At 38.2% G+C, this 16,322-nt stretch carries 9 protein-coding genes; 8 read left to right on the top strand and 1 reads right to left on the bottom strand.

Annotated features, from left to right (window positions below; translation table 11 throughout):
- The first annotated feature begins 52 nt into the window (after positions 1–52).
- From V7K73_RS03870 to V7K73_RS03835, 8 genes are all read left to right on the top strand, one after another.
- On the top strand, positions 53–1,153 hold the full coding sequence (locus tag V7K73_RS03870; RefSeq protein WP_334877305.1) for an amidohydrolase family protein: 1,101 nt from the start codon (positions 53–55) through the stop codon (positions 1,151–1,153).
- Positions 1,154–1,262: 109 nt separating this feature from the next.
- Entirely contained in the window at positions 1,263–6,734 is a 5,472-nt protein-coding gene (locus V7K73_RS03865; RefSeq protein WP_334877303.1) for an AAA family ATPase, read from the top strand.
- A 180-nt stretch (positions 6,735–6,914) separates the two neighbouring features.
- Positions 6,915–7,313 carry a response regulator gene (locus V7K73_RS03860; protein WP_334877301.1) on the top strand — a complete coding sequence of 133 codons (399 nt, stop codon included), beginning with the start codon at positions 6,915–6,917 and terminating at the stop codon, positions 7,311–7,313.
- A 313-nt stretch (positions 7,314–7,626) separates the two neighbouring features.
- Positions 7,627–9,819 (top strand): AAA-like domain-containing protein, encoded by a 2,193-nt coding sequence (locus V7K73_RS03855; protein WP_334877300.1) that lies wholly within the window; start codon positions 7,627–7,629, stop codon positions 9,817–9,819.
- Positions 9,820–10,349: 530 nt separating this feature from the next.
- Positions 10,350–11,714, top strand: coding sequence for an ABC transporter substrate-binding protein (locus V7K73_RS03850; protein ID WP_334877298.1), 1,365 nt, complete (start codon positions 10,350–10,352; stop codon positions 11,712–11,714).
- Positions 11,715–11,731: 17 nt separating this feature from the next.
- A complete protein-coding gene (locus V7K73_RS03845; RefSeq protein WP_334877296.1) occupies positions 11,732–12,643 on the top strand; it encodes a carbohydrate ABC transporter permease in 912 nt (303 codons plus the stop codon).
- Between the two features lie 3 nt (positions 12,644–12,646).
- Positions 12,647–13,531 carry a carbohydrate ABC transporter permease gene (locus V7K73_RS03840; RefSeq protein WP_334877295.1) on the top strand — a complete coding sequence of 295 codons (885 nt, stop codon included), beginning with the start codon at positions 12,647–12,649 and terminating at the stop codon, positions 13,529–13,531.
- A 277-nt stretch (positions 13,532–13,808) separates the two neighbouring features.
- The gene (locus V7K73_RS03835; protein WP_334877293.1) at positions 13,809–14,909 is read left to right on the top strand and encodes an ABC transporter ATP-binding protein; all 1,101 of its coding nucleotides are present in this window, start codon (positions 13,809–13,811) and stop codon (positions 14,907–14,909) included.
- A gap of 140 nt (positions 14,910–15,049) precedes the next feature.
- On the opposite strand, the gene V7K73_RS03830 is transcribed toward V7K73_RS03835, so the two are convergent.
- Entirely contained in the window at positions 15,050–16,054 is a 1,005-nt protein-coding gene (locus V7K73_RS03830; protein WP_334877291.1) for a class I SAM-dependent methyltransferase, read from the bottom strand.
- Positions 16,055–16,322 lie beyond the last annotated feature (268 nt).

Raw genomic sequence — 16,322 nt, 5'->3', positions numbered from 1 at the left:
GCAACGCAGTAATTTAGACAAGTATTGTTAAGAGAAATTAATTTTTAAAATAATGGTGAAAGAATATCCAATCATTGATGCCGATTCCCATATATTTGAGCCTTTTGATATGTGGGAAAAGCATTTAGAACCTGCTTATCAGAGCTTTGCACCATCGCTGGATATGAAAATTCAAGGTGAAGCAATCTATTATAAGACCTCCGGTGAAGTTGTAGCCCAATGGAATAAGCAGATTATGCAAGCTCATCCTCTGGCTCGACTGAATGGCTTTACTAATGAGCTTCATGTGCTAGAAACAAAAAAGATGGGGGTTGATATTTCATTTATTTACCCAACACTGGGAATGTCAATAACAGCAATTGATACAATGGAGCCTACTTTAGCTGGTGCATTTACTCGCGCCTACAACAACTGGTTGTATCAAGATTTTTGTAGTTATGACCCAGAAATTCTCAAAGGTGTGGGTATGATTAATCTTCATGCTCCCGAAGAAATGGTGTCAGAGTTGTACCGCATTGCAAAATTTAACTGCAAAGCAGTCTGTTTACGTCCCAACCCAGTTAAAGGAAGACTTCTGAGTGACCCTGCCTACGAGCCTTTTTGGACAGAATGTGAAAAACTAGGAATAGCAGTGAGCATTCACGAAGGAACTCATAGCCGTTTGCCAACTGTTGGTGCAGATAGGTTTAACACTCGTTTTGCTTTGCGTGCTTGCTCTCATCCTATGGAGCAGATGATGGCATTACTGGCCTTAATTGAAGGAGGAGTATTAGAGCGTCACCCCAAATTGAGGGTAGGTTTTTTAGAGTCTGGTTGTGGTTGGCTAGTTTACTGGCTATGGCGTTTGGATGAAGAATATAAGTGCCATTACTGGGAGGTTAAGGATAATGTCAAGATGAAACCTTCAGAATACTTTCAACGCCAATGTTTTATTGGGTATGAGTTAGGAGAACCTGGTATTGAGCAAGTAATTGAGTATGTTGGTGCCGATAAGCTAATTTTTGGCTCTGACTATCCTCATGTTCATTGGGAGCAAAAAGAAGGAGAAACTGGATGTTTCCACATTCAAAAAGTTCTTCAGGAGCGGCTACCCAAAGAAATTGTCAAAATGATTCTCTGGGATAATCCGGCTCGTTTTTATGGTTTGCAATAACTTTTTTTTAAATACTTCGGCATAGTTAATTTCCTGAATTTAAAATAGGGACTGGGGACTGAGAAAAGAGATACTTAAAGCAACACTTCTATAAGAGTGGATATAAAGGATGAATGCTATTGCTGGCTGCCAAATTATAGCCAAACTTTATGAAAGTTCTAACTCCTTAGTTTATAGAGCTATACGCAGTCAAAATGGTCAGCCTGTAATTCTGAAGATTCTCAAAGAAGATTATCCTATTCCATCCGAACTCATTAGATATAAACAAGAATTTGAAATCACTAGTTCTCTAAATTTGGATGCGGCAATCAAAGCTTATGAATTACACAGATATAAAACTACTTTAGTCATGTTTTTAGAGGATTTTGGTGGTGAATCTTTACAATTATTATTGCTAAAACAACAGTTTAGCTTGAGAGAGTTATTGACTCTAGCCATCAAAATTACAGAGAGCTTGAGTGCTATTCATACTGCCAAAATTATCCATAAAGATATTAACCCATCTAATATTGTCTTTAACCCAAAAACCGGACAACTTAAAATTATCGACTTTGGCATCTCTACCGTTTTATCACGAGAAAACCCGATAGTTCGCAATCCTGACCACCTAGAAGGAACCTTAGCTTATATTTCACCAGAACAAACTGGCAGAATGAATCGGGTAATAGATTACCGGACTGACTTTTATTCTTTAGGCGTTACTTTTTATGAGTTACTTACCCATCATTTGCCTTTTTCTACAAATGATCCGATGGAGTTAGTGCATTCTCATATAGCTCAATTGCCTGTATCACCTCATATTTTAACTGGAAAAGAACTCTGTCCAAAGATGGTTGCTCATATTGTCATGAAACTCATGGCAAAAACTCCAGAAGAGAGATATCAAACTTGTCAGGGACTAATAGCAGACTTAGAAACCTGCCTTAATCATCTAGATAATTTTGGAGAAGTTTATAATTTTACTTTGAGACGCAAGGATATTTGCGACAAATTTCAAATTCCTCAAAAACTCTATGGCCGAAAAAATGAAATAGACCAACTATTAATGACTTTTGATTTAGTCAGTCAAGGCTCCACAGCAATGATTGTTGTAGCTGGTCATGCTGGTATCGGTAAATCTGCTTTGGTTAATGAAATTCATAAACCTATTGTCCGACAACGAGGGTATTTTATCTCTGGTAAATTTGACCAGTTTCAGCGAAATATTCCTTATGCTTGCTTAATACAATCATTTCAAGAGTTAATTCGGCAGTTATTGTCAGAAAATCAAATGCAACTGCAAATATGGAAACAAAAACTATTAGCAGCGTTGGGAAATAACGGTCAAGTCATCATTGATGTGATTCCAGAGCTAGAACTAATTATTGGGAAACAACCTTCAATCCCACAGTTAAGCTCCGCTCAATCTCGAAATCGGTTCAACTTAGTTTTACAAAAATTCCTGGGCGTTTTTACCAAAAAAGAACACCCGATAGTTATTTTTTTGGATGATTTACAGTGGGCAGATTCTGCTTCTTTAAAGTTAATTGAAATTTTCATGACTAATGCCGATAGTAAATACTTTTTAATGATTGGGGCATATCGAGATAATGAAGTAAGTTCAACTAATATTTTAATGCAAAGTTTGGACAAAATTCAAAGTAATGGTATCAGTTTCAGCAAAATTATCGTCCAGTCTTTGGTTTTAGATGATGTCCAGCAATTAATTACTGACACACTTGGCTGCTCAATAGAAGAATCAAAATCTCTCGCGGAATTAGTATTTAATAAAACTAATGGTAATCCCTTTTTCTTGACTCAGTTACTTCAAACTTTATATACGCAAAATTTTTTATTATTTAATCATATTACTGGTCGTTGGCAATGGAGTATTGAAGAAATTCAACAAGTAGGGATAACTGATAATGTAGTTGATTTAATGGTAACTAAAATTGAAAAATTAGATAGGAGTACCCAAGAATCTTTAAAATTGGCTGCTTGTATCGGAAACCAATTTGATTTAAATATACTTTCTGTAGTAAATCAAAAATCTGTTGTAGATACAGCTATTGAACTTTTACCAGCTATTGAAGAAGGTCTAATTATACCTCTGAGTGAGGCTTACAAAATCCCTATTCTATGGCATGAACAGGATAGCGATCGCTCAGATACATCTTCTGCCATTATACCTGTTTTTCCATCTTCTATATCTTACAAATTTTTGCATGACCGAGTTCAGCAAGCTGCCTATACTTTAATTCCCAATGAGCAAAAACAAGCAGTTCATTTGCAAGTAGGTCAACTTTTATTACAAAATACTACACAAAAAAAATTATCAGAAAATATATTTAATATTGTTAATCATCTAAATATCAGTTTATCTTTAATTACCACGCAAATAGAAAAAGATCGTTTAGCTGATTTAAATTTAATGGCTGGAAGAAAAGCTAAGAATGCAGCAGCTTACGAAACGGCTATTAGATATATAGAAATTGGCTTAAAATTGTTGTTATCAAATAGTTGGCAAGTTCAGTATGACTTAACATTAGCTCTTTCTGTAGAAGCTGTAGAATTACAATACATCAATACTCAGTTTATAGAAGCTGAAAATATATCTAATATTGTTTTACAAAAAGCTAAATCACTTCTTGAAAAAGTGAGAATTTATGAGTTAAAGATTCAGTCTTATATTGCTGAAATTCAAATGCAATCAGCTATAAATACTGCCCGCCAAGTTTTAGCACAATTAGGAATTAATCTACCTCAAATACTAGATGTAAATCATATTAATCAAGAACAAGAAACGATAAAATTACTATTGCAAGATAGGCAAATCGAAGATTTATCTGATTTGCCAACAATGACAGACCCATATAAACTTGCATCTGTCAAAATCTTAATGATTATGACCACAGCCGCAATTATTAGTAATCCTTTATTATTTGCTTTGGTGACATTAACTGCGGTTAATCTTTGTATTAAGTATGGTAATCCACCTCAAGCCACTAGTGTTTATACTTTTTATGGCAAGCTTTTGTGTGGGATGTTGCAAGATATTGATACTGGATACCGTTTTGGTCAATTGGCTTTACATTTATTAGAAAAATCTAATATCAAAAAATTTCACCCTCTTGTACTACATTATACTAGTGGTTTTATTCGCCACTGGAAAGAACCAATTCGTGACGGTGAGATAATTGCAACTTTGCAAGAAGCTGTAAATATTGGTTTAGATACTGGACATATAGAATATACTTCTTACGCAGCTTCAGCATATTGTTTATTTTTAATGTTTAGTGGGTATAATCTTGAAGAATTAAATCATAAGTATCAAGAATATATTGATTTGAATTGTAAGTTGAAACAACAATATACAGTATTCTACATGAAAAATTGTAGAATTATTGTTGACAATTTGGTGAGTAAATCTCAAGAAGAAAATTTTGCAATTATTGGAAATTCTCTAGCAGAAGAAGAAAATTTACTAAAGCAGTGGACTAAAAATAAAGCTGTATGGCTACTGTTTAGTGCTTATTTAGCAAAAACAATTTTATATTATCTATTTAATCAGTATCACCAAGCTGTTAGTTATGCTGTTCAAGCAGAAAATAACTCAGAAAGTTCTGCCTCTTATATAGTTGCAGTCCAACATAACTTTTACTATTCTTTGGCTTTGCTTGCTTGTTGCTTTAATGGAAAAAATAAGTTTCCAGAGGAGGTTTTAAAAAAAGTATCGTTAAACCAGGAAAAAATGAAGATATGGGCTGGTCATTGTCCAGAAAATTGCCGCCATAAATATGAATTGATAGAAGCAGAGAAAGCGCGAGTATTAGGACAGAAGTGGGAAGCGCAAGAATTCTATGAGCAGGCTATTCGAGGAGCTAAGAAATACGGATTTCTTCATGAGGAAGCTCTAGCTTATGAACGTGCAGCAGAATTCTACCTCTATCTTGCCAAAGAGGAGATAGGTCAGTTATACATGAAAAATGCCCACCATTGTTATGCTTACTGGGGAGCAACGGCTAAAGTTAAAGACTTAGAATCCAAATATCCACATTTTTTTGTGGGGGTAACAAAACAAACGGGTGCTGACAATATCAATCCTATTTCCTCTCTCACTAACAGTAATACAGAAGTGTTAGACCTAACAACAGTTATTAAAGCATCCCAAACTCTGGCTGATGAAATTATTCTCAGCAAGCTGCTAAAAAAACTGATGAAGATCATCATTGAAAATGCAGGCGCTCAAAAAGGTTTATTGATTCTCGACAAAGAGAGTAATTTAGTCATCGAAGCGGAAGGCTCGGTTGATTCTGAAGAAGTTACTACACTACAATCAATTCCAGTAGATTCTGTTGATACTTATACCGGAACACATCTTTTATCAACTACTATTATCAACTATGTATTTAACACACATAAAAATGTAGTTTTAAATGATGCTGTTTTTGAGGGAGAATTTACTCACGATCCATATATTATTGCAAGTCAACCTAAATCAATTCTTTGTACTCCCTTGCTCTATCAAGGCAAATTAAGCAGCATTTTATATTTAGAAAATAATTTAACAACTTGTGCATTTACTCCAGAGCGTGTCGAAGTTTTAAAAATTCTCTCTGCTCAAGCTGCAATTTCTATAGAAAACTCCCGTCTTTACGAACAGCTAGAAGATCATAGTCGCACTTTAGAACAAAAAGTAAAGCTAAGAACTCAGGAATTACAAGATAAAAATAAAGAATTGGCAAGTATCCTGCAAACATTAAAAGCTACACAAGCTCAGATTATTGCCCAAGAAAAATTAGCTTCTTTGGGGGCTTTAGCAGCTGGGATTGCTCATGAAATTAAAAATCCCCTAAATTTTGTGAATAACTTTGCTGAACTCTCTGTAGAATTGACTCAGGAACTAGAGACAGAAATTAATAATCAACAAGACCGTTTAGATGTTGATAGCAAAGAATATATAGATGAAATATTAAACGATCTCAAACAAAATGCTCAAAAAATATATGAGCATGGCAAAAGGTCTGACAATATTGTTAGTGGAATGCTCATGCACTCACGGGGGCAAACTGGTGAGCGTCAACCCACAGAAATTAACACTTTACTGGCGGAAACTATTGACCTGGCTTATCACGGAATGCGTGCTAAAGATGCGGCTTTCAAGATAATTATAAAAACAGACTATGATCGTCGCCTTGGTCAGATAAATATTATCCCACAGAATATTAATCGCGCTTTAATAAATATAATTAATAATGCTTGCTATGCGGTACATCAAAAGAAAATGCGTTTGCAGAAAGAGTCAGAGTTTCTAGCTGAGGAATTTTCACCTACGCTCTCGGTTAGTACAAAAGATTTAGATGAGCAAGTACAAATCCGCATCCATGATAACGGTGAAGGTATTCCCCCACAGGTAATAGATAAAATTTTTAATCCCTTCTTTACTACAAAGCCTACTGGTGAAGGAACAGGCTTAGGGCTATCTATTACTCATGATATTATTGTCCAGCAGCATCAAGGGGAAATCAAAGTCAACACTGAAGTAAATATTTATACTGAATTTATTATCACTTTGCCTAAGATGATTGGTGAGAGGAAATAGCTCTAAAACTGACAGGGTGCGTAATGACTGTGTGTAATTAATTATGTTTAACTATTTATCAACATGATTTTTGCATAATCTGCTCTAGCTTTAACGATAATATTTGTATAGGTATTGTAGTTGAGGCTTTGACAAATTACATATTTTATGTAATTTGTCAAGATAAGTGATATGAAAATAATGGTTGTAGATGACGAACAAGATATCCAATTATTGTTTAAACAAAAATTTAGGAGAGAACTCAAAGAAAATCAAATTATGTTGTATTTCGCTTTTTCAGCAGAGGAAGCACTAGATTGTTTACAAAATAAGCTAACTAATTGCCTAACCCTAATTGTCACGGATATTAATATGCCTGGGATGAATGGGCTAGAAATGCTCAAACTGATTAAAGAAAAATATCCCGATTTAAAAGTATTTATCATTACTGCTTATGATGATGAAGATTATCATTTAACTGCGAAAGAGTATGGTGCTGATGGCTATATTACCAAGCCAATTGAATTTAATCAACTAAAGACAAAAATACTTAATATAGGTTCTTCAGTACCTATTATGCAGGGCAAAATTATTAGTTAGATATCAAAGCTAAATTTAAAAATAAAGCTCAAAAGCCAAAAGCAGTAAGTAAGTGGGCGCAAATAATCATCACTGGCTCGTAGTTGTGCTAAAGCGCAAGACAGCGCAACTACGAGCCAAATACAGAGATTTTACTTTTAGTTACATAGTTTGGTTTTATCTTGCTTACCTACTTACCCAATTGCTAAAAGATTAGTAAATTATGTTCATTTTTATTGTTTAATAAGGGTTTCATGGGTTTTTTGAAGGTAATGTACTATAAAATGTAATGAATAGCCTTAATTTATAAATACTCTTAATCATTTAAAAAACTATGCCAGCTAAAATCCTGGTTGTGGATGATGAGCCTGATTTAGAAATCTTGCTCCGCCAAAAATTTAGAAAAAAAATTAGAGAAAAGCAATTTAATTTATTTTTTGCGCGTAACGGTGTTGAAGCATTAGACAAATTACAAGTAGAGCCAGATATAGATATAGTATTAACTGATATCTATATGCCTCACATGGATGGGTTAAGTTTAATAACTAAACTTAATGAATTATATCCCATGATTAAAGCAGTAATTATTTCTGCTTATAGTGATATTGATAATATCAGATATGCGATGAATCGCGGTGCTTTTGACTTTTTAACTAAACCAATTAATTTTCAGGATTTAGAAATTACTACTCATAAAACTCTGCAACATGTGCAGAAAATGAAAGCCATTAAGGAACAGGAACTTTTAGCACAACAAGCTCAAGGTGAGTTATTAATTCGTCTACAAAAAGAAGTCAGAGTCCGCCAACAAGCAGAAGAAGCATTGCGTGCCAGCGAAGCCAAGCTAGCTCAATTTCTGGAAGCTGTCCCAGTAGGCATTTTTGTAGTTAATGGCAATGGCCAACCCTTCTACGCCAATCAAACCGCCAAGCAAATACTTGGTAAAGGAATTGTGCCAGAAACTACAGCCTCTAAATTGAGTGAAATTTATCAAGCCTATATATCAGAGAAAGAAGAGTTATATCCCACAGAACAGCACCCGATTGTGCAAGCATTGAACGGTGAGAGTACCACTGTCGATGATATGGAAATTCACCAAGCTGACAATATTATTCCGCTTGAGGTGTCGGCTACGCCAATTTTTGATGAAAAGGGAAAAATTATCTATGCTATAGCTGCTTTTCAAGATATCACACAACGGAAACGTTCAGAAGCAGAGCGGACACGGTTAATTGCAGAGTTAGGAATCAAAAATCTGGCTTTGCAAGATGCAAAAGAAGAATTAGCAAAATCAAACCAAAATTTAGAACAAAAAGTTAAAGAACGCACTCAAGAATTATCACAAACGCTTGAAATTCTGAAAGCTACCCAAGCAGAACTGATATTTGAAAACGCGTTGCTAAGAAGTGCGGAAGAATCTTCAAATTTTGATTATCAAGTTGGGGGAAGCTTACCTATGGATGCACCGACTTATGTGGTGCGTTCCGCAGACCGTTACCTTTATAAAGCATTAAAATCTGGAGAGTTTTGTTATACCCTAAATGCCCGACAAATGGGCAAATCAAGCTTGATGGTACGTATGATACACCATCTTCAGCAAGAAGGATTGAGTTGTGCAGCAGTTGATATTACTCGTTTGGGTAGCGAAAATATTACTCCTGCTCAATGGTATAAGGGATTAGTAGTGGAATTGTGGCAGAGTTTTAATTTATTAGACAAAATTAATTTTAAAGATTGGTGGTCTGAGCAAAAAGATTTATCACCTGTGCAATGTTTAAGTCGATTTGTTGAAGATATATTACTTAAGCAAGTGACAACTGAGCAAATTTTTATTTTCATTGATGAAATTGATAGTATTTTAGCCTTAAAATTCCCTGTTAATGATTTCTTTGCCTTGATTCGTTTTTGTTATAATCAGCGCAGTCTTAACCCAGAATATCGGCGTTTAACCTTTGCTTTGTTTGGTGTGGCTACACCCTCAAATTTAATTACTGATTATCAAATAACACCATTTAATATTGGTAAGATAATTCAATTAGATGGCTTTCAATTACACGAAGCTCAACCTTTACTACAAGGATTAACACCAAAAGTTAGCAATCCGCAAGTAGTGCTAAAAGAAGTATTAGCTTGGACTAATGGGCAACCTTTTTTAACTCAAAAGCTTTGTAAAATTATCCGTAGTTGTACATCGGTGATACCGACAAACTCTGAAGCAGTTTGGTTGGATAATTTGGTGCGATCGCATATCATCGACAATTGGGAATCTCAAGATGAGCCTGAGCATGTGCGAACTATCCGCGATCGCATCCTCAAGAATACTCTCTACCCTGTTGCCTTACTAGAACTATATCAGCAAATTCTCCATCATGGGCAGATGGGTGTTATCGATAGCCCAGAAGAGAGGGAGTTGCTGTTGTCGGGGTTAGTAGTTAAGCAACAGGGGGTGTTGAAAGTTCATAATCGGATTTATGAATTGATATTTGATAGTACTTGGGTTGAGGGTTGTATGGGGAAAGTTGTTTGAATTTTGGGACGTATAACCTAGTAAGTAATTGTGCAAATTAAATTAAACATAATAATTGGCTTAATGCTATATAAGTCCAGGGCTATTTCATTCTATTTTTACGGCAGTTTTTAGGAATCTTTTTCAGAAAAATAAGAATTTAAACGCGATTTCAGTTGAGAACCGTAGTTTTTGCCCTCACCCTAAATCCCTCTCCCACATCTTTGAGAGGGACTTTGAAAACGTCACATTTTAGAATGAAATAGCCCTGATATAAGTCAATAGGCTTGGGTTAAGGATTTTTGGTATTTATTTTACGTATGTAGAGACGTTGCAATTGCTTCTACAATGGGGTTATACCATTTTCAGCCCATTTCGTCGCCCCGTCAGCAACATTTGACGCTGATTTTTGAGCCAGCTTGATGTTAAGTTTATTGACTTGCTTGTTTATTACTCAGCATTTTGATAACAAATAATACAAAATCATCTTTTTTGAGATATTTTATGCTTTTATTTCCTAATAATTCCCATTAGCGATCGCTACATTGAGAATGTTGTACCGAAAGCCAATAAACAAGTTACAAAAATTCATCCAAAAACCAAGTTATTTACATATAGGGGTTTTTCTGGCGACTCTATTGAGCATCATATTGTTCAGTTGGGTAGCACTCTCGCAGCAACCAGTTACCCTGAATATATTAATGACTGCCCCTGATGCCCAACCTTGGAGGCAGGGTTTGATTAAAGACTTCGAGGCTGATAACCCAGGTATTCGTATTAATCTGGTTGAAGGGCCCAATGCCACAAATTTGCTCGAAGACCTGTATACCTCATCTTTTATCTTGGGTGAATCCCCTTATGACCTGATAAATATGGATGTGATCTGGACATCCAAGTTTGCTGCTGCTGGATGGTTGCTACCTTTAGGCGATCGCATTTCTAAAAAGGAGTTGGCAGCATTTTCACTCCAGGATGTAGAAGGGGGACGTTATCAAGACAAGCTGTACCGCATTCCAGTGCGTTCGGACGTAGGAATGCTCTACTACCGGAAAGATTTAATCAAACAAGCAGGATTAAAACCGCCAGAAACCTTTGATGATTTGATCCGAATTTCTCATGTCTTGCAAAAGAAAAAGGAGGTAAATTGGGGCTATGTTTGGCAAGGTCGCCAATATGAAGGACTTGTGGCAATGTTTGCAGAAGTCCTTAATGGCTTTGGTGGCTTCTGGGTTAATCCCGACACCCTCGAAGTTGGATTAGATCGACCAGAAACATTACGAGCCATTGAGTTTCTGCGTAGTACCGTTAAAGAAGGTATTTCGCCTCCTGGAGTCACAACCTACCAAGAAGAAGATACCCGACGCTTGTTTCAAAGTGGTGAAGTAGCATTTTTACGCAGTTGGCCTTATGCATGGCCTTTAGCCCAGGCAGAAAATTCGCCAATCCGGGGCAAAATTGCGATTAAACCGATGGTTCATGCTCCTGGGAAGAGGGGAGCAGCAAGTCTTGGAGGCTGGGGTTTAGGGATTGCAAAATCTTCTCAACATCCTGAAGAAGCTTGGAAAGCAATTCAGTATTTTACCAGTCGAGAAGCACAGCGCCGATTCATTTTAAGTGCAGGCTATGTGCCAAGCCGCCGGGAATTATTTACAGACCCAGAGATTGTTGCTAAATACCCCCACTATCCGCAGTTATTGGAGGTCGTAGACAATGCAGTTTTACGTCCCCCGATCGCCCAATATGCTCAAACATCAGATATTTTACAGCGTTATCTCAGCGCCGCCTTATCTGGTCGAATGAATTCTGAACAAGCAATGCAAGCTGCTGCTGCTGAAACGCGCCGATTGCTGGGGCAGGGGGCAGGGGGCAGGGGGAAAAGAATTAATAGCCAGTTCCCAATGACAAATGACAAATAACAAATGACAAATGACAAATGACAAATTTACATACACTTAGAAGTCGAGAACAACACACAGCCTGGATATTACTAACACCCGCATTGTTGCTGCTGTTGTTTGTATTTGCCTACCCGATTTTACGAGCATTTTGGTTAAGCGTATTTACTAAAAATTTGGGAACAGAATTACAACCTGTATTTTCTGGTTTAGACAATTATGTGCGGATGGCGGGAGATGGTCGTTTCTGGCAGAGTTTGTGGGCGACAACCGTGTTCACAACAGCATCAGTAATCTCAGAACTACTGCTAGGACTGGGGATTGCCCTAATTCTCAATCAGGCGTTTTTTGGGCGGGGCATAGTGCGTACAATTGCCATCATCCCTTGGGCTTTGCCTACCTCTCTGATTGGTCTGGCGTGGGCTTGGATTTTTAACGACCAATTTGGGGTTGTAAACGATATTCTGGGGCGGTTGGGGCTGATCGAGACGGGGATTAACTGGTTAGGAGATCCAACGCTGGCGATGATCGCAGTGGTTTTTGCTGATGTTTGGAAAACTACGCCGTTTATCAGTATCCTGTTGCTAGCTGGGTTGCAATCGATATCACAAGACCTTTATGAAGCTTACTCAGTCGATGGGGCAAATGCTTGGCAAAGCTTCCGCAATATTACGCTGCCACTGCTGCTGCCGCAAATCTTAATTGCAATGCTATTTCGGTTTGCTCAAGCTTTCGGAATTTTCGACTTGATTGCTGTAATGACCGGGGGTGGCCCTGGCGGCTCTACGGAAGTGGTGTCATTGTATATTTATTCTACAGTGATGCGCTACTTAGATTTTGGTTATGGAGCAGCCCTTGTAGTAGTGACATTTTTAATATTGATTGCTGCGGTAGCGATCGCTAGTTTCTTCCTAAACAAATACCGTGCCAAAACATCAGCAGCCATTTAACCCATGAGTGTAACTCCACAAGCAGTTCCAACTACTCCAAAACCAACGCGGGAAACCAAGTTTTCTCTTAAAAAAATCTTGCTACTCATAATAGTTATATTAATAGTAGTCTTCAGCCTTGCGCCAGCCTTATGGCAATTACTCACCTCATTTAAAGTGAATGAGGATATTGCCGCCGTTCCTACTGTCTATTTTCCCACACGATTCACTTTCAATCACTACATTGAGTTATTCAGTCGTCGTCCATTTTGGCGCTACATCTTCAACAGCGCCTTTGTCTCAATTACTTCTACAACTGTCGCAATAGCCATCGGCGCACCTGCGGCTTATGCCCTTGCACGGTTACGCCCTTGGGGTGAACGAGTTATCCTCGCCAGCGTTCTAATTGTTACCTTATTTCCTGGAATTCTCTTGTTCTTAGGACTGTTAGAAATTATCCAAGCGCTTAGATTGGGTAACAATTATCTGGCGCTGATTATACCCTATACTGCCATCAATTTGCCGCTAACAATTTTGGTGCTGAGAAGCTTTTTTCAACAATTGCCAAAAGATTTAGAAGATTCCGCTAGAGTCGATGGCTATAACACCTTTCAACTACTATGGCAAATCGTGTTGCCTATGACCCTTCCCGCCTTAGTGACTACTGGAATCCTCACCTTTATTTTTGCTTGGAACGAGTTTATTTTCGCCCTGACATTTATGACTCGTGAAGAGTTGAAGACAATTCCCGTTGCTGCTGCTCAGTTGGGTGGTGCGACAATATATGAAATTCCTTACGGCCCGATCGCTGCTGCAACTGTTGTAGGAACCTTACCCCTGATTTTACTAGTTTTGTTTTTCCAGCGCCGGATTGTCCAAGGTCTTACCGCTGGTGCTGTGAAAGGATAAGGGGAAGCAGGGGGGGAGAATAATAATTTCTGACAAATGACCAATGACAAATGACCAATGATATCATGTCCGCATAATTAGTTATGATTCCCACAGTCATTGCACCCCACCCCTTAATCCCCTCCCCGCTTGCGGGGAGGGGAGACAAAGCGTAGCTTTGGCGGGGTGGGGTTCTTCGGATTTAGTAAGTAATCAAGCGGACATGATATGACCAATGACCAATGACCAATGACAAATGACCAATGACAAATGACAAATGACAAATGACAAATGACAAATGGCTAAACTCGAACTCAAAAACTTAAACAAAACCTATAATCCTAAAGTTGTCCCTGTTAAAGACGTTAGCTTAACTGTAGATAACGATGAGTTTCTCACTTTACTTGGCCCTTCTGGCTGTGGCAAATCCACCGTCCTACGCATGATTGCGGGTCTTGAAGAACCTACTCGCGGTCAGATCAAGATTGGGGAAGTGGATGTCACCTATAAACCAGCAGCCGATCGCAATATTGCAATGGTATTTCAAAGCTATGCCCTCTATCCTCACATGAGTGTATACGAAAATCTCGCTTCTGGACTCAAGCTGAAAAAAGTACCAGCTACAGAAATTAAACAGCGAGTCGCAGAAGTGGCAGAAGTTTTAGGATTAACAGAGTTAATGAACCGCAAGCCTGGTAAAATGTCTGGAGGTCAACGGCAACGGGTTGCTGTCGGTCGTGCTTTGGTGCGTAATGCCGATGTATACCTGCTGGATGAACCTTTAAGCAACCTGGATGCACTACTGCGAGAAAGAGTCCGAGCCGATATCAAGCAAATTTTTGCAGCACAAAAAGTGCCAGTTGTCTACGTCACTCACGACCAAACCGAAGCGATGACGCTCTCCACGAAAGTTGCATTGCTCAACGATGGCTATGTCCAGCAACTAGACCCGCCTGAGAGGATTTATAACCATCCCGCTAATCTATTTGTGGCTGGATTTGTTGGTAGTCCGCAAATGAATTTACTGACTTTACCTTGTCGGGGACAATATGCGATCGTGGGTAACTTCCAAGTACTTCTCCCAGATATACCAACAATACCACCGCAGATTGTTCTAGGAATCCGCCCAGAAGATGTCCGCATTGCTCAACCAGGTGATACCCAGACTATCCAAGGGCGAGTATTTTTAGTGGAAAACTTGGGTATGCACTATTTAGTCAGTGTCAGGATTGAGGGTTCACAAACCGGAGCGATTACGGTACGTGCTTTGTTGCCAACAGACCAAAATTGGAGTGCGGAAGATATTACATTAGCATTGCCTCTTGAAGATATTCACTGGTTTGATGTTCAATCTGGCCATGCTCTTGTTAAAAGACAAATGTTAGGTGTTAGCAGCTAGTAAGCTAAAACACGGCGTTGCAGGGGAGGAGAAAAAACAAAACTATGTAACGAAAAGTAAAATCTCTGTATTTGCTCGTAGTTGCGCTTTAGCGCTTTAGCGCTTTAGCGCAACTACGAACGATGATTATTTGCACTGGCTTACTTATATGCAAGTATTACTTGCTGTTCAGTAGGCGAGAGGGAATGAAGTTGGCAATGGGAAAAACCAGCATTGTTAAACATACTTTCGTACTCTGCAAATGTATAGGCATCGCCACTAGGGGTTGTTGCTAACATGACTAAGCTAAAAGCAGCAATATCAGGTGGCGTAATGCGGTCAGAGTTAGGAATAAAATCAAAAACGATAACTTTTCCATCAACAACCAGCGAAGTCTTAATCTTTCTTAGTAGCTGTTCACAGGTTGCTACATCAAAATGATGTAAGAAGTTAGGCAGTAAAACCAGATCGTAGTCATTGCCGTAATCTACTTCAAAAGCGCTACCGACAATTGTATGATACCGCGAACCTACTCCTTTTATCCTGGCGTTTTCTTTAGCAACCTCTAAAACAGATGCCCAATCAAGACCAAAAATTTCGGCATTAGGGTTATGTTGGGCAATCGCAATACCAAATAAGCCATGACTTGCTGAAATATCTAACACTTTCAGAGGCTCTATTTTATTCTCATTCACCAACTGAGCGATTAATTGTGCGGGGTTTGCCATCATTGCTGACATAGCTTTTGCAAATTGCACCCATACTGGATGTTCTGGCGATATAATTCCTTCAGACGATACGGCAGTTCCTCCCTTAAGGACAGCAGCAGTCAAGTTATTGAAGCCGTTAGTTATCATCGGAGATAGTAAAAATTCAACTACATCTCCCATGTAAAATTTGCTTTGCCGATCTAAAAACATCGCTGAATCTGAAGTGAGCCTATAGCCTTCTGCTTCCTTTGTCATAAAGCCGATAATCACCAAGTTATCGCACAACATTCGCATACCTCGTTCGGAGGTTTGACACTTTTGTGCCAGTGATTGACTCGACTCTATTCCTTGACTGATGGCAGTAAAAACATTCAATTCAACTCCGGCTTTAATTGCCGCGCTGCGTTGGTAAGCGTTAACTGTATTGAAGAATAGTGCAGGTGAGGGTGTTGACATATAATAAAGCTTTTTCAATGACGAAATATAATCAGCGATCGCCTCTCAAACAACTGGGTATTGTTAGGCGATCGCCATTATGATATGATACCTTTGAGTTTTATAGATTTAAAAGATAAGATTTATAGTGCTTAAATCTTTTGCCTCACCCCCAGCCCCTCTCCCAAAAATGCGAGAGGGGAGACATAATTTTAGTTCCCTGAATCCCAAAAATGGGAGAGGGGAGAAATAATTTTAGTTCCCCGAATCCCAAAAATGGGAGAGGGGA

Source organism: Nostoc sp., from assembly GCF_036916975.1.
GTDB lineage: Bacteria > Cyanobacteriota > Cyanobacteriia > Cyanobacteriales > Nostocaceae > Nostoc.
Note: the sequence above shows the minus strand (reverse complement) of the source record. Positions and strands in the feature narration are given on the sequence as shown.